This window comes from Hymenobacter elongatus (genome assembly GCF_004745955.1).
GTDB classification, from domain to species: Bacteria; Bacteroidota; Bacteroidia; order Cytophagales; family Hymenobacteraceae; genus Hymenobacter; species Hymenobacter elongatus.
This window is the reverse complement of sequence record NZ_SRLD01000003.1, coordinates 18,727-34,132: the sequence shown is the minus strand read 5'-3', so window position 1 is coordinate 34,132 and position 15,406 is coordinate 18,727. Positions and strand designations below refer to the sequence as shown.

General features: G+C 51.9%; 15 protein-coding genes. 14 read left to right on the top strand and 1 reads right to left on the bottom strand.

The features are described 5' to 3' along the window. Positions 1–201 precede the first annotated feature (201 nt). The 4 genes from E5J99_RS02460 to E5J99_RS02445 all read left to right on the top strand — a co-directional run bounded on the left by E5J99_RS02460 (position 202) and on the right by E5J99_RS02445 (position 4,438). On the top strand, positions 202–714 hold the full coding sequence (locus E5J99_RS02460; protein WP_135496129.1) for a hypothetical protein: 513 nt from the start codon (positions 202–204) through the stop codon (positions 712–714). A gap of 158 nt (positions 715–872) precedes the next feature. Then, a complete protein-coding gene (locus E5J99_RS02455; protein WP_135496128.1) occupies positions 873–1,271 on the top strand; it encodes a hypothetical protein in 399 nt (132 codons plus the stop codon). A 155-nt stretch (positions 1,272–1,426) separates the two neighbouring features. Continuing rightward, a complete protein-coding gene (htpG, locus tag E5J99_RS02450; RefSeq protein ID WP_135496127.1) occupies positions 1,427–3,259 on the top strand; it encodes a molecular chaperone HtpG in 1,833 nt (610 codons plus the stop codon). Positions 3,260–3,514: 255 nt separating this feature from the next. Beyond that, on the top strand, positions 3,515–4,438 hold the full coding sequence (locus tag E5J99_RS02445; RefSeq protein ID WP_449549180.1) for a toxin-antitoxin system YwqK family antitoxin: 924 nt from the start codon (positions 3,515–3,517) through the stop codon (positions 4,436–4,438). A 107-nt stretch (positions 4,439–4,545) separates the two neighbouring features. Here E5J99_RS02445 and E5J99_RS02440 read toward each other — a convergent pair whose 3' ends face one another. After that, the gene (locus tag E5J99_RS02440; RefSeq protein ID WP_135496125.1) at positions 4,546–4,905 is read right to left on the bottom strand and encodes a YraN family protein; all 360 of its coding nucleotides are present in this window, start codon (positions 4,903–4,905) and stop codon (positions 4,546–4,548) included. Between the two features lie 223 nt (positions 4,906–5,128). On the opposite strand from E5J99_RS02440, the gene lipB reads away from it, so the two are divergent. The 10 genes from lipB to porN all read left to right on the top strand — a co-directional run bounded on the left by lipB (position 5,129) and on the right by porN (position 15,393). Next, positions 5,129–5,926 carry a lipoyl(octanoyl) transferase LipB gene (gene lipB / locus E5J99_RS02435; RefSeq protein WP_135496124.1) on the top strand — a complete coding sequence of 266 codons (798 nt, stop codon included), beginning with the start codon at positions 5,129–5,131 and terminating at the stop codon, positions 5,924–5,926. After that, positions 5,923–6,339 carry a hypothetical protein gene (locus E5J99_RS02430; RefSeq protein WP_135496123.1) on the top strand — a complete coding sequence of 139 codons (417 nt, stop codon included), beginning with the start codon at positions 5,923–5,925 and terminating at the stop codon, positions 6,337–6,339. The genes lipB and E5J99_RS02430 overlap by 4 nt, the downstream gene beginning before the upstream one ends. 68 nt (positions 6,340–6,407) lie before the next feature. Then, positions 6,408–7,475 (top strand): MraY family glycosyltransferase, encoded by a 1,068-nt coding sequence (locus tag E5J99_RS02425; protein ID WP_135496122.1) that lies wholly within the window; start codon positions 6,408–6,410, stop codon positions 7,473–7,475. Between the two features lie 15 nt (positions 7,476–7,490). After that, positions 7,491–8,672 carry a DUF4271 domain-containing protein gene (locus tag E5J99_RS02420; protein ID WP_135496121.1) on the top strand — a complete coding sequence of 394 codons (1,182 nt, stop codon included), beginning with the start codon at positions 7,491–7,493 and terminating at the stop codon, positions 8,670–8,672. A 74-nt stretch (positions 8,673–8,746) separates the two neighbouring features. Then, complete coding sequence (locus tag E5J99_RS02415; RefSeq protein WP_135496120.1) at positions 8,747–9,577, top strand: uroporphyrinogen-III synthase; 831 nt, start codon at positions 8,747–8,749, stop codon at positions 9,575–9,577. Positions 9,578–9,718: 141 nt separating this feature from the next. Beyond that, positions 9,719–10,711, top strand: a complete 993-nt coding sequence (locus E5J99_RS02410) for a PorP/SprF family type IX secretion system membrane protein (RefSeq protein WP_135496119.1) — start codon at positions 9,719–9,721, stop codon at positions 10,709–10,711. Positions 10,712–10,948: 237 nt separating this feature from the next. Further along, positions 10,949–11,953 (top strand): T9SS ring complex lipoprotein PorK/GldK, encoded by a 1,005-nt coding sequence (porK, locus tag E5J99_RS02405; protein ID WP_135496118.1) that lies wholly within the window; start codon positions 10,949–10,951, stop codon positions 11,951–11,953. A gap of 70 nt (positions 11,954–12,023) precedes the next feature. Beyond that, a complete protein-coding gene (gene porL, locus E5J99_RS02400) occupies positions 12,024–12,824 on the top strand; it encodes a type IX secretion system motor protein PorL/GldL (protein ID WP_135496117.1) in 801 nt (266 codons plus the stop codon). A gap of 56 nt (positions 12,825–12,880) precedes the next feature. Continuing rightward, positions 12,881–14,461 (top strand): type IX secretion system motor protein PorM/GldM, encoded by a 1,581-nt coding sequence (gene porM / locus E5J99_RS02395; protein WP_135496116.1) that lies wholly within the window; start codon positions 12,881–12,883, stop codon positions 14,459–14,461. A 47-nt stretch (positions 14,462–14,508) separates the two neighbouring features. After that, positions 14,509–15,393 (top strand): type IX secretion system ring subunit PorN/GldN, encoded by an 885-nt coding sequence (gene porN / locus E5J99_RS02390; protein WP_135496115.1) that lies wholly within the window; start codon positions 14,509–14,511, stop codon positions 15,391–15,393. Positions 15,394–15,406: the final 13 nt, after the last annotated feature.

Genomic DNA, 15,406 nt, shown 5'->3' with positions numbered 1-15,406 from the left:
TTTGTACAATGTTATTTCTGGCCCGTGAGTTTCGTTTCTTCAGGCAATAGTTGAGCAATGGTATAAATATATTTTTGAATAGGGGGAAGGAAAGGTTAAACTAGTAGTAGCTATCAATAACCGAAAAGTTATAGAAGTATCGTGTTAAAAAAGCTATATTTGCTCTTCTGACAACCCGAAGTACTTGTTGTCAAGGGTAGTATGAACAAGCCTGATTCTCTTTTTCTTCATTATGACAAGGGGTTGCGTCTGCTGCGCTGGCAGTGGCACGGGGCCATGAATGCCGCGCAGTTCCAGCAGGCGTTGTATTATTTGATAAAACTATCAGATAGTCAGAAGATTAGGCGTTGGTTGGTGGATACTACTGGTATGCCTATCGTGGGCACTGATGAGCAGGCATGGCTGAGTGAAACCTGGCTTCCGTTGTTTGCTAAATTACCCGTGAAAGATATAGCCATCATTCTGCCGGCCAGCCTGCACAATCAGTTGGTTGTGGAAACAGTCCTGTCTGATGGGCAGCGCTATGAGTGTGGAGAAATTCAATTTTTCTCCGATGTTACTGCTGCCCTCGACTGGCTGACAAATTCTTCGGGCAGAGGCGCTGAGCTGGAGCAAGAATGGGAATCTTATCAGGTTAGCGAAGTGGAAAAGTATAATAAAGGGCTGCCGCACGGCCTGCGAATAGCCAACTTAGATTTCCCCTATACGTTCTAAATCCAGCCTACCTGGCACCACGTAGATTGTCTCGCGCGGAGCGAGGGTCCATTTTGTGCCGCTTATCATTCATGATTCTAACAGACTTCACTTGCCTACGCATTCAGCACGCTCCTGAACTGCAACTACTACGGTATCAATGGCAGCAAACGGGTAACATGACCTGCTTTCGTCCAGCCCTGAAGCACATCGTGGACTTAGTGCAGGATTGCCAAGTGCATCACTGCTTGCTTGATTTGCATGGCTTGCCTGATATCAGCATTGAGGACCAAGTGTGGCTGACAATCAATTGGTTGCCGCGCATCCTGCGCCAGTATGCCCGGCAGGTGGCATTGGTGCTGCCTGCTGCTCATCATTACAATCAGATGGTGGTGGAAGGGCTGCTGAAGATCGGCCGCCCGTTTATTACGTTCGAAGTACAGTTCTTTTCGGATACCCATGCCGCCCTCGACTGGCTCACCAACTCTACCGAACAAGTAGACAAGCTGGAGCAGGAGTGGAGTGCCACCCAACTGCACCACTCGGAGCTGGGAATAGGTGAGCGAAGCACCGTGTGAGAATGAGCAACTTGCTAGAATAGCGGTAAGCGCTGCCAAAATGGCGGTAAAGTAGTCGTGGAACAGGTTTTGAAACGGGCAGCAAGTAGAAGTGCCGCAGCTGAAAGCTGGCGTTTCGTCCGAATTCTTATTTCAAACCCTTTGCCCAACGTGCTATGCAAGAGAAAGGTAACATCTCGATTCATACCGAGAATATCTTCCCCATCATCAAGAAATTCCTGTATTCCGACCACGAAATCTTCCTTCGGGAGCTGGTTTCTAACGCGGTAGATGCCACCCAAAAGCTGAAAAGCTTAGGGCAGCTAGGAGAATTCAAGGGAGAGCTCGGCGAGCTGAAAGTGAAGGTGAGCGTGGACAAAGAAGCTCGTACCATCACCATTTCGGACCGGGGCCTGGGCATGACGGCCGAGGAAATCAAGAAGTACATCAACCAGATTGCCTTCTCCGGGGCCACCGAGTTTGTGGAGAAGTACAAGGAGAAGGATGCGGCGGCCAAAGACCAGATTATCGGGCAGTTCGGCCTGGGCTTCTACTCGGCCTTCATGGTCGCCGATAATGTGGAGATCTTCTCCAAGAGCTACAAGGAAGAGACTGAAGGGGCCCACTGGATTTGTGATGGCAGCACGGAATTCACCCTCGAAACTACTGACAAAACGGACCGGGGCACCGATGTAGTGCTACACGTAGCGGCCGACTCGGATGAGTTTCTGGAGCCGGCTCGGTTGCGCACCATCCTGACCAAGTACTGCAAGTTTCTGCCCATCGAAATCGAGTTTGAGGACGCGGTTATCAACCAGACGCAACCCATCTGGGTGAAGCAGCCCTCCGAATTGACGGATGAGGACTACACCACGTTCTACCAGGAGTTGTATCCTTTTTCGGAGCCGCCCCTGTTCTGGATCCACCTCAATGTGGACTATCCGTTCAATCTGACCGGTATTCTTTACTTCCCCAAGGTGAAGGACGAGCTGCAATTCCAGCGCAACAAAATTCAGCTGTATTCGCGGCAGGTATTCATCACCGATGAGGTGAAGGATGTGGTGCCGGAGTTCCTGATGTTGCTGCACGGCGTCATCGACTCGCCTGATATTCCGCTGAACGTGTCGCGCAGCTTCCTGCAGGCCGATGCGGCGGTGAAGAAAATTAACACCTACATCACCAAAAAGGTGGCTGACAAGCTGGCCGAGCTGTTCCGCAAAGACCGTTCGGGCTTCGAGGAAAAGTGGTCCGACATCGGCATGTTCGTGAAGTACGGCATGCTCTCCGCCGACGACAAGTTTTACGACAAAGCCAAGGATTTCGTGCTGGTGCAGAACACCGCCGGCAAGTACTTTACCTTGAGCGAGTATCAGGAATTCGTACAGGCTAATCAGAAGGACAAGGCCGAGCAAACCGTAGTGCTCTACACCACCGACGCTGAAGCTCAGCACAGCTTCGTGCAGGCTGCCCTCGACCGGGGCTACGATGTGCTGAAGCTCGACACCGTACTCGACTCGCATTTCATTGGGCAACTAGAGCAAAAGCTCGAAAAAGTGACCTTTAAGCGCGTAGATGCCGATACGATTGGGAAGCTCATCGAAAAGGATGAAACCATCGAAAGCGTACTGAGCGACGACGACAAGACGAAGCTCCAGGAGCTATTTGCCAAGGCTATCGGCAACGAGCATATGCATGTGCAGGTAGAGGCCTTGTCGCCCCAGGATGCGCCGGTTATCATCACGGTGCCCGAGTTCATGCGCCGCATGAAGGATATGCAGCGTGCCGGCGGCGGCGGCGGCATGCAGATGTTCGGCTCGTTGCCCGACAGCTACACCGTGAGCGTAAATGCCAACCACCCCGTAGCCCAGCGCGTGCTCAGCGCCACCGACGAGGCCAGCCACCAGTTGGCCCGCCAGGCCTTCGATCTGGCCTTGCTGGCCCAGGGCATGCTGAAAGGCGAAGCCCTGACGGCCTTCGTGAAGCGTAGCGCCGACTTGCTGACGGCATAACAGGAGTCCGGTATTCCACCGGGTAGCTTACAGCGCCTGCATTCGCCGAAACCACCGTTCATCTAACGGCTTTCGGCAAATGCAGGCGTTTGCTTTGCTGCTGTAGTAGTAGTGGAGCGTGGCGCGCTGCCCCGCTTGCCGGTTTCGAAGCGCTTTGCCAGCGTGCGGCACTAAATCCCTATATCTTTACGTTCGACCCTACGAATTCTGTCTGCTTCGTTGATGCGCCCACTCCGGTTCTCTTTTCTCCCTGCCTTGCTCGTGCTGCTGCTGGCCGGCGCGTGCAGCAAAAAAACGGTTTCCTTCAACAGCAAGCCCGAGCAGCTGGGTGGGAGCACGCTAGCTACCGACTCGCTCACCACCGCCCGCGACACGACCAGCGCTCCTTCGCTGGATACCAAGCGCCTGGCCATGACCAAGGAGCAGGAGCGGGCCGCGAAAGAAAAGGAGAAGTCTGGTCAGCGCAAACCCAAAAAGAAGAAGAATGTCTTTCTGGGAGAAAGGATAAAAAAGAGCTTCACGAAGTCGGGTCCCAAAGGCCGCAACCAGGTTATTGAGCAATTTTATTACCTCAAGACCTTCCAGCAGCCCAATGAGTACGCGCCGGCGCTGTACTACTTCAATCCCAAAAAGCGTAAGATTTTCAAGTCGACGGCAGAGCTGAACCCGGCCACGGATAAAATTCTGCACGGTCCCTACAAGAAGCTGCAGGGCGGGAAGGTGGTCGAAACCGGCTACTTCGCGCTAGGAACCCGGCACCTGCGCTGGGAGCGGGTCAACAAAGACAACGTGCTGCTCAGCAAGACTCACTACGAAATGGGTTTCCCACGCGACGCGGCCGTTACGTACTATGATGCGGAGCGCAAAAAGATCAAAGAGGTGATTCCGTACGTGGCCGGCAAAGTGGAAGGCGACTACGTGAGCTACCTCGAAAACGGCCAGCGCAACTGGGACGGCCAGTTCGAAAACGGCAAGAAAATCGGCATCTGGACCAAGTACTGGGGCTTTCGCAACCGCCGGCACTACGAATACCAGTATGGCGAGTCGGGCTACGATCCGGAAATAGCGGAGCCGGAAATGGTGAAAGAGTATAACCGTAACGCGGTGCTGGTATATGATAAGGAGAAGGGCCTCGACAAGCGTGATGCCGTCACGGACCGTCCGGGAGCCAAAAAGTAGCAGACTAAGTTAGGTGAAAAGCCTGCCCTGCCCTGGGTAGGCTTTTTTATGGCCATCAGCCAAGTGTTTTGGCTATGTTCAGCTATAACGTTCGAAGAAGGCAGACTCTAGTAAAAAGCATCCTCAAAATGCTCGATATGAAAGCCTGTGCTCGTCAGGCGCAAGGCCAGGATATCGAAGCGGATGTCACCCTGCCAGTCGACGTCCAGTTGGTACTGCTCAGCCGCCAGCCGAAACAGCTGCCGCTTACGCTCGGTCACGAACTCCTCCGGAAACCCGTACTGCGCCGAGGAGCGGGTCTTCACTTCCACGAACACCAGCAGCTCCTGCCCACGCCGCACAATGAGGTCTACCTCGGCCCGTCGGTGGCGGTAGCCTTGTGTCACGATCGTGTAGCCTTGCTCAGCCAGAAAGGTAGCAGCGGCCTTTTCGCCTGCTTGGCCGAGCTCGTGCGCCGCGTGAGTCATATAACCAGCAGAAGAGGAGGTTGGGTGGAGGTTGGGGCTAAATCTAGTACCTTTGCGCGCTTTCTGTGTTATTCTTAAGCCTTTTCAGAGCCCGTTGGTTGAATAAGAGGACGCCGGTTGCCAAGTTGCTTACTTCCCTCCAGCAGATCCACTTGGCCACGAGCGGTGCCACGCCTCGTGTGCTGATAACGGTTCTGCGGTTTGGCTTTTTAACAAGTTTGCTATGTCTGTGTCCAGCCCTACGCCTTCCCACCAAGCTCCCGGCAGCCGCGCAGCTACCGTTGCCGAATCAGGTAGCAACCCACGGGTTATCGTTGAACAGCTAGGTTTAGCCGACTACGAAGCCACCTGGGCCTATCAGGAAGAGTTGCTGGCTGCTACGCTAGCCATCAAAACGCGTAACCGGCAGGCGGTTGATGAAGGGCGCACGGTAGAGCTTACCCCGAATTATCTGCTGTTGTGTCAGCATCCCCACGTCTACACGCTGGGCAAAAGTGGTAAGCCGGAGCACCTGCTGCTCGATGCAGAAGGCTTGGCGCGCCACGGCGCTACCTTTCACCGCATCAACCGCGGCGGCGACATCACCTACCACGGCCCCGGCCAGCTGGTCGGCTACCCGATTCTGGACTTAGATAACTTCTTCACCGATATTCACCGCTACCTCCGCCTGTTGGAGGAAGCCGTAATTCGTACCCTGGCCGACTATGGGTTAGCAGCCGGACGCATTGTGGGGCTTACCGGCGTGTGGCTCGATTTTGAAGCGGGTGCTCCTAATCCACGTAAAATTTGTGCGTTGGGTGTAAAGTGCAGCCGCTGGGTAACTATGCACGGGTTTGCCTTCAACGTTAATTCCGACCTGTCGTATTTCGGACACATCGTGCCCTGTGGCATCGTCGACAAAGCCGTGACCTCGCTACAGCAGGAGTTAGGCCATGCCGTGCCGATGACAGAAGTCGAGCAGCGTTTAGTACCACATCTGGCGGCCTTGTTTGAAGCCGATTTTATAGTTGAGCAATCATGAAAGAGCATATCACTTTCGACCCGGTAGAAGGCGTATCTATTGCCGTAGTTCCCGATGAAGCCGCTGCTACCGAAGAGGGCAAGGCCGGTTGGCAGGTGTACCTGCTCAATCACAACCCATATCCGCTCAGCAACGTCATCATTAGCTCCAACGGCTACGGAATCCAGAGCAATGGGGAAAGCGTACGAACCTCTACTTTGCGCCATGTCTTGTTGGAAGTGGCTCCGCAGGTGGCCATTCCCATCGAGCCCATCGACCCCGACCTTTTCCACCTCAACAACCAGTACTGGGTGAGTTATTACCGGGGTCCGCAGATTTTCGATAAGAAGTTCATCTTCGTCCCCGACTCAATCGTGCCCGCCAACCTGATTCAAATTGCCTTGCTCGGCCGTGAAGGCGTGCTGCATAGCTAATCATCTAGTCGCAAAGAGTTCCGAAATAATAGTTCGGGGCTATTTGCTTAATTTTGAGCCGATACGTAATGAATGCACTCGGAATTCAATTGGGCCTGTCCTTTCTCTGGGCATTTTTGGTAGCACTCTTTGCGGTGCCTTCCATTATTTATATTGCTCACTTAAAGAACATGCTGGATACGCCCAACGTGCGTACCGTTCACGAGTCGCTCACGCCGCGCCTCGGAGGCGTTGCCGTTTTTGCGGGTTTCATGTCGGCCCTCACCATCTTTGCCGACCTCGGCAATGGTATTCAGCAGCTCCTGGCGGGCTGTATCGTACTGTTCTTTGTAGGTCTGAAAGATGATCTGGTCAGTATTTCCGTTTCTAAAAAATTCGTGGGGCAGCTGTTGGCCACCGGCGTCGTCATGATTATGGCCGACATTCGCGTGACCAGCTTTCAGGGTATCCTGGGCATCCACGAGCTGCCGATTGGGGTGAGCTACGCCTTCACTTTTCTGGCTATTGTAGGCATCACCAATGCTATTAACCTCATCGACGGCTTGGATGGCTTGGCTGGTACTATCGTCCTGATCATCACTAGTACGTACGGCTACTATTTCGCCCGCTACGGCGGGGCCAGCTATGGCAACTACGTCTTCGTTTCCATCTGCTTGATTGGCGGTATGCTGGGCTTCCTACGCTACAACTTTCATCGGGCCAGTATATTTATGGGTGATACCGGCTCCTTGGTATGCGGCTTCATTGTCTCCATTCTCACCATCCAGTTTATCGAGATGGGCCTGAAAGTAGGCGGGCCTTTTGCTACTTCTTCTCCCGCTGTGGCTATCGGCATCCTGTTTGTCCCCCTCTTCGATACGCTACGGGTTTTCATCGTTCGAATGATGGCAGGCCGCTCCCCCTTCTCGCCTGATAAGAATCATGTGCATCACCGTATTCTGGCCATGGGTTTCCAGCAGATCAGCACCGTCATGCTGCTGGGGTTACTGAATCTTGTTGTAATTCTTTTCGTTATCAATTTTGCTGCTCTAGGCAATACTCTGATAATAAGTGCGTTGGTTGTGTTTTCTGTCCTGATAAGTGTCTTTTTAGGTGTCTATCAAAGCCGTAGTGCGCAGCAGCGTGTGGCTTCCTAGGCCACACGGTAGCTCATGAGCAGCACGCAAAGTCCCAAGCATCACCTGTGTTGGTTGCTGACTATACTGTGGCTGCTTTCTTCACCGGCGGCTTCAGCAGCAGAGTACCGACCCCTGCCTCCCACTGCCAAAGGTGGCTTGTCAAGTGATTGGCTGATTCATGACGCGGCCCGCAATCGGCTGATCCTTTATTTGCCTAACTACCATACCCCAGCGCAGGCCTACTATCAATGGGTCAGTATCCGTCCTGGTCGATCGTTTTCCATCACCTTCGCCGCTCCGCAAGACCTAAGTATTTTTATCGACAACAGACTGGTTTTTAGGGCTAAGTCTTCGAATTCGTACGTGCTTGATTTGGCGAAGCTACTGCCAACAGGCACATCTACAGGACCACACTTACTATGCGTGTGGCAACCAGAAACTCCCCCTAGCCTCGCCACGTTTGCCAATGCCTTGGCCCCCGTCCGGGCAGCTAAGAATCCGGCCGCGTCCTTAGCTGTGCAGCCTGTGCCACGCGGGCATCAGGGGCAAAATGTTTTCTTATGTTTTCTCCTTCTCATTGGGCTCCTATACGGGAGCATCCGGGCTGCTTACCAACCTGGTTTTGCCCGCATCTATCATTTCGAAGGCTTATGGGGAAAACAGGCAAACGACCAGGATTTTCTGACCAAACCCACTGTTACCTGGCTCAATCTGCTGCTGGTGATGGTATTTTCCTTGTCCTTTGCTCTCCTTTTAGTTGCGATTCATACCAATATTCAAAGCATCATTATTCTGCGACGGCTCTTCGATGTGCCCGAATCCGCCATTATCGTGCGCGTGCTGTTCTATGCCGCGCTGATAGCAGCTTTTGTGCTAGGCAAATACCTCTTTCTGGAAGTGATGGGCTATATCTTTGATATGACCCAACTCGTGATGGTACAGTACCGTGAGTTCATGCGCACCATTCTATTTATGGGGCTTTTTCTCCCCGGCGTGATGCTGCTGTACCTAGGCCTGAACCAGACTTTACCCGAAACTGTGCTGTGGGTGTCCAATGGGGTGGTTTCCTTGATGTTGATCGGTACTGTGGTCCGAATTGGTCGTACGCTCCACCGACGGTCGTCTCTCTTCAATCTGCATTTGTTTTCGTACCTTTGCGCCACAGAAGTGATTCCCTTGATCATTCTGCTCAAACTGATTGTGTTTACGTACTAACCAGGCTGTGGCAGAGGCTCTTCCATCACCCCAACGACATCTTATTGCCCTAGATTTACCCTTTTTTCCACTTTATGGCCGAGAGCACAGACAAACCGGGGACGGGCCGTCATGCCAAGCGTATCTCCAGCATTCTGGTCACCCAGCCTAAACCCGCCAGCGACGTCTCTCCATACTTTGCTATTGCTGAAAAGTATGGCATCAAAGTCGACTTTCGCGAGTTTATTCAGGTTGATCCGGTTGCATACAAAGACTTTCGTAAAGAAAAAGTCAACATAGCGGAGCATACTGCCGTCATCTTCACCAGCCGCAATGCGGTAGATCATTTCTTTCGCATCTGCCAAGAGGCGAAACTGGAGATGCCGGCTGAAATGAAGTACTTCTGCATCTCTGAGCAAACCGCTAACTACTTACAGAAGTATATTGTGCTTCGCAAGCGTAAGTTGTTTGTCGGGCAGCGCACTGCGGCCGATCTATTCGACGTTATCAAAAAGCATAAAGGCGAAAAGTTCTTGTACCCATGCTCGGACATCCGAAAGGACGATATCCCCGAGTTTATGCGGGCCAATAATTTTAAGTTCACAGAAGCAGTCATTTACCACACCGTGGCTAGTGACCTTTCCGACTTGTCGGATGTGAAATACGACTGCATTGCTTTCTTCAGCCCTTCCGGCATCAGCTCTTTATTCATCAACTTCCCTGGCTTTGAGCAGAACGGTACGCGTATTGCAGCATTTGGCCCTACCACCGCCAAAGCTGTTCTCGATGCCGGTCTCGAATTAGATATTGAAGCTCCCCAGCCCAACGCCCCTTCCATGACGGGAGCCATTGAGGCATATATTCGCTTGCATCATGGGCCGGATGTGGGAAAAGAAAAAAGTAAAAGCGGTAAGCAGAGCGCCTAATACGTACGACAAGCGGAAGAACTCTTTCAGAGCTTTTCCGCTTGTTCTTTTCAGGTTTGTTGCAGAGGGTTTTTTGCATACATTTGGAAATGCCTACTGTGGCTTCTTTGGGCCTTAACAGACGAAAAGTCAATCAGTTATATGAAAAGAGCTATACTTTCTATATTGCTGACCGTAGGGCTATTCGCTCCTGTTCTGGCCCAGCAGCAACCTCAGTTTAGCCATTATGGCTTCAACGGGATGTATTTGAATCCCGCCTATGCTGGCATCAAAGCCCAGGGCGAGATTACTTCACTAGGCCGCTATCAATATCTTGGCTACAGTGGCACGTTCGACGCTGGCGGTTCCCCCCAAACGTACGCTCTTAGTGCATCTATTCCAGTAGCCGCTATTGGCGGAGGCGTTGGGCTGAGCGTTTTCCGGGATAAAATAGCCGAGTCCAGCATTACCAACGTTCAGATTTCCTATTCTAAGCACATAAAAGTGGGAGATGGCAAGCTGGGTATCGGCGTTCAGGGAATTCTGAACCACCTCGGCAAAGGAGAATACCGTCCCGCTGATGAGCGGCCCGATAACAGCGTGCCTCGCAATGGTACCGACCAAAAGTTAGACGCTGGAGTTGGTGTGTGGTACGAATCCGATAAGCTGTATGCCGGTCTGAGCGCGAATAATTTGCTACGTTCCGAATACCGTTTCAAGAGTGTAGGAGGAGAAAACAGCGCCAAAGTAATCGGGGAAAACCACGCGTACTTCACGGCTGGCTACAATGTTGATGCTACTTCGTCCGTTGTCGTGACTCCTACTGTGTTGGTAAAGATGGTGTTGCCTGGCAAGTTCGGCGACAATGATAAATTCAGCTTCAAGAACAACTCTTACGAGGGTGGTGTTCGGGCCACTATCAACGATAAATTCTGGGGTGGAGTAGCTTATCGGTACGATGAGTCTATAACAGGCTTGTTGGGCATGAGCTTTGCTAAGGACAACGCTTTACGCTTTGGTTATGCCTTCGATCTTATTGCATTTAACCAAGACGCCCGTGCATTCAGCTCCCACGAAATCATGCTCTCCTACCGCTTGCCCAAGCCGGGCATGGCCACCCGTCCAGCTGTCCGTACGCCTCGGTATAGCTTCTGAATTTAGGGTATTACGAACGTTTTCAGGGTAGTTGATTATGTGGCTGGTGAATTTTGCAGGGTTTTACACTAACTGACTGCCTTACATCGTTTAACCGGCATCTACGTTTGTTCGTAGACAAAAGTAAACCATTGGGCGACAGTCTTGCGAACGAATGTAATATTCACTAGATTTGCCGGCTCGTTAAATTGTAATCTTTAAGGGTATCGCTGCTTGAACAGTCTTTTTTTTCTTAACATGAACAAGTCTCTCGTATTGCCTCTCGTAGCCCTCTCGGCTCTGTTTTTGGGAGGCTGTGGTTTCGGCAAAGGACCGCAAGGCGATTTGGTCGGAGCGGAGGACCGCCCCGAGTTCAATCCGCAGGAAGTGCCCTTTGGTATGGTGCCTTGCCCCGGTGGAACGTTCCACATGGGTCAGACCGACCAAGATATATCGGCCTCAATGGTCAACATGAACAAGCAGGTAACTATTGCCGGCTTCTACATGGACGAGACGGAAATCACCAATAACGAGTATCGCCAGTTCATGAATGCCATCCGGCAGGATTCGATTGACGTGCTAGGGGAGGAATATGTAATGACCGAGCTCTACCCGGATACAACCGTTTGGGTTCGCGACTTTACATATCACATGGGTGATCCGCTGATGGAGTATTATTATACACACCCAGCATTCGATGACTATCCGGTGGTAGGTGTCGATTGGTTTGCTGCTAAGTATTTCTGCAACTGGCGCACAAAGAACAAGAACGCGGCTAATGCCGAAGCCGGCCTGGCGCCGACTCCAAACTTTCGCTTGCCTTCCGAGGCCGAGTGGGAATATGCTGCTCGCGGTGGCCGCGACTTGGCTACGTATCCCTGGGGTGGTCCTTACCTACGGAACTCGAAGGGCTGCATGCTAGCTAACTTCAAGCCCGGTCGTGGTGACTATGCCAGTGATGGATATGCTTACACGGCTCCGGTTGGTGCTTTCTTCCCGAATGACTTCGGTCTGTATGATATGTCGGGTAACGTTGCCGAATGGTGCGATGATGCCTACATGGAAGCTTCCGTACCAGTAGTATGGGATATGAACCCTACCAACCCCGACGATAATGAGCCGCGCAAAGTGGTACGCGGAGGTTCTTGGAAAGACATTTCCTACTTCTTGGAAACGGGTACTCGTAACTTCGAATACCAGGACTCGGCGCGCTCGTACATCGGCTTCCGGACTGCCATGATTCAGATTGGTTCAGCTCTCTAAAAGAACCTTCTCGTAGGTATTCTCTCGTTTCACATCGTCACTCAACAAATTCTTTCAATTTCAAATTAAAATGGCAGCAAAAGGCGGTAGTTTCTTGTATGATGTGGTTATGCCCAAGGTGTATGGCATCGGGGCCGCAGTTGTAATCGTTGGGGCTTTATTTAAAATTCAGCACTGGGACTACGCTAGCGAAATGCTCATCATTGGTCTTGGCACTGAGGCACTCATTTTCTTTCTAAGCGCATTCCAGCCTGCGGCACACGAGCCAGATTGGTCTTTAGTGTACCCAGAGCTTAACGACGGCTACGATCCTTCCACTAATAGTCTTGCTGCTGATAACAACAGTAAAGGCTTAACCAAGAAATTGGATGATATGCTGAAGGATGCAAACGTAACGCCGGAGGCCATTTCTTCCTTAGGTGCCGGGTTGAACCGTCTTTCCACGACCACGCAGCAACTCTCTTCGCTGGGCGACGCAACTAATGCTACTGACGAGTACACGACGAAAGTTCGTACTGCTGCTCAGTCGCTGGAGCGAATCAATGACGCTTACTCGAACACGGTAGAAGCACTGACGGCAATGTCTAGCGCTACGGCTGATGCTCGTGAGTATCACTTGCAGGTTCAGAACGTAACCAAAAACCTCGGTGCGCTGAACGCAGTGTATGAAATGGAGTTGCAGGATGCCAACACGCACCTCAAGTCTATGAACAAGTTCTACGGAACCTTGAGCCAGGCTATGGAGAACCTAACCGAAGCCGGCAAGGAGACCGACCAGTTCAAACAAGAGGTAACGCAGTTGACCAGCAACCTGGGTTCTTTGAACCGGGTGTATGGCAACATGCTGAATGCCATGCGTGCTACCAGCTAGTTCTGGCAGCGACAACGATAATTTCCGTCCAATACATTTAGATTAGGCACGACACAATGGCGGGAGGAAAAGAAACTCCAAGGCAGAAGATGATTGGCATGATGTACCTGGTACTGACTGCGCTTCTGGCCCTTCAAGTAAACTCAGCAATACTGCTCAAGTTCAAGTTCCTCGACGATAGCCTTTCAGCTATCAACAACAAGGTGTCGAAGTCGAACGATGGCACGGTAAAGGGTATTCAGGCCCAGGTGGAGAAAAACCGCAACCAAGCGTCTGACCTAGCTGTGCTGAAGCAAAGCGAAGATATTCGCAAGACCACGCAGGACGTAATTGCCTATTTGGGCACGGTACGTGAAAAACTCTTGACTGCCACTGAAAACAAGGGCAAGAATGAGTTCAAAAACATGAGTGCTGAAGACAAGGTCGCCAGCACCATGCTGGGTGGCAAGCGTGATGGAGTAGCTTATGAAATGAAGACCAAGCTGAACGCTTATTCTTCCTACATCCAAAAGTTTGTGCCTGGTGCAGCTCCTCTGGCACTCGATGCCAAGGAAGATCCTATGGTAACCGACAAAGAGCAGCGCAACAAGAATTTTGCTGAGCTAAACTTCGAAAATACTCCGGTGGTAGCTGCATTGGCTACTTTGTCTCAGAAAGAGGCCGAAGTGCTGAAGTACGAGTCGGACGCTCTGGCGGCTCAGTCAGCTAAGGTTGGTGGCAACATTATCGTGTTTGACAAAGTAGGTGCTTTTGCCAGCGCGGAGTCGAATACGGTAGCTGCCGGCACCAAGTACAAGGCCGAGCTTTTCCTAACAGCCTCGGCTACAGGTTTGAAGCCTTCCATGACCTTGAATGGTAGCCCGCTGTCAGTTGGTCCGGATGGTAAAGGCAAAGTTGAGTTCACGGCTCGCCCGGGTTCATTCGATGCTGCCGGAAATGCGAAAGCACAATGGACGGGTACTATCCGCTTCAAGCAGAACGGTCGTGATACCACCTTCAAAGTGACCGTGCCTTATACGGTAAGCAAGCCCGTAATGCAGATTCAGTCGGCTTCGGTGCAAGCCTTGTACTTCAAATGCGGTAACAAGCTTAGCGTGCAGGTGCCTGCTTTGGGTGCTCAATACAAGCCAGGCTTTTCAGCTTCGGGTGCTTCTGTAATCACAGGTGCCAAAACGGGCGACGTTACGCTGATACCTAACTCGCGTGAGGTAACGCTGAATGTAAGCAGTGGTGGCAACGCTATTGGTTCGCAGGTTTTTCAGGTGCGCCCAATTCCGAAGCCAGAAATTAAGTGCATCGTCGGCGGCCGTGAGGCCAATGAAAAGCAGGGCACACCGATTACAGCTGTTCGTAACATGAGCCTGAAGGCAGTGCCGGATGCTGGTTTTGCCACCTTCCTACCCGAAGATGCCCGGTATCGGGTTACTCGCTACGAAATAACGCTTGTTCGTGGTAAGCGTCCGGCGTTGCCGACTCGCACCATCAACGGCCCGGAAGCAAACCTGTCGGACGTAGTGAACTCGGCCCGTGAAGGCGACCGTCTTTACATTGAGGTGAAAGAAGTTCGCCGCTTAAACTTCCAAGATCAGCAGGAAGAGGTTAACGTGTCGAAGCAGTTCAATATTCCGTTGCTGTAAACGTTACTCTTCTGAACCAACTGCAGCGCTTTTTTGATTACCACGGTATGAACAAATTTCTTTCCTTCGCCGCTTTGGCGGCCAGCCTAACGCTGTCGGTGTCCGCATCGGCCCAGGAGCAAGCTACGACTGCCAGCAGCAATGGCTCGTATCGTCCAATCCCTAACTCGGACATCATGTTCCGGAAGACGATTTGGCGTGCGGTTGATCTGCGTGAGAAGCAGAACAAGCCTATGTTCTCAGAAGGCAAGGAGATTAGCCGAGTCATCATGGAAGCGGTAAAGCGCGGTGAGCTGCAAGCGTACCGCAACGACTCGCTGACTACCACTTACACTCCCGCCGAAATATCGAGCCGCATGTCTTATGTTGAGGCAAGCGCTGGTCTGAGCGAAGAGGAAAAGGCGGCTGGTTTCAGCGAGCAAAGCTCTGATGATGACTGGGGCGGAGGCTCAGGCAAGAAGAAGGGAAAAACTGCCGCTAAGCCTAAAGCTCCCACTGCACCGCCGAGCTACGAGTACCGTTACAAGGACTTGTTCCAAATGGAATTGAAGGAGGATATGATCTTTGACAAGAAACGGTCACGGATGTATCACGATATCAAAACCGTAACGCTGCTGGTTCCTTCGACGCTAAGCACTAACGTATCGGGTATTGAATCGCCTATCGGCACATTCAAGTACAGCGATTTGGTACGTGTATTCCGCGCCAATCCTGACAAGGCCATCTGGTTCAACTCGCAAAACGATGCCCAGCATAAGAACTTGGCTGATGCTTTCGAGCTGTGGTTGTTCAACTCGTATATCGTCAAGGTTTCGAACCCGAACGATTCACGTCTGGATGAAGTGTATGGTGGCCAGCAGCAAGGAATTCTGGCTGCTCAGCAGGCCGCTTCCGACCTGATTGAGTATGAGTATAACCTCTGGAGTTTCTAATCTTCACGAGTAC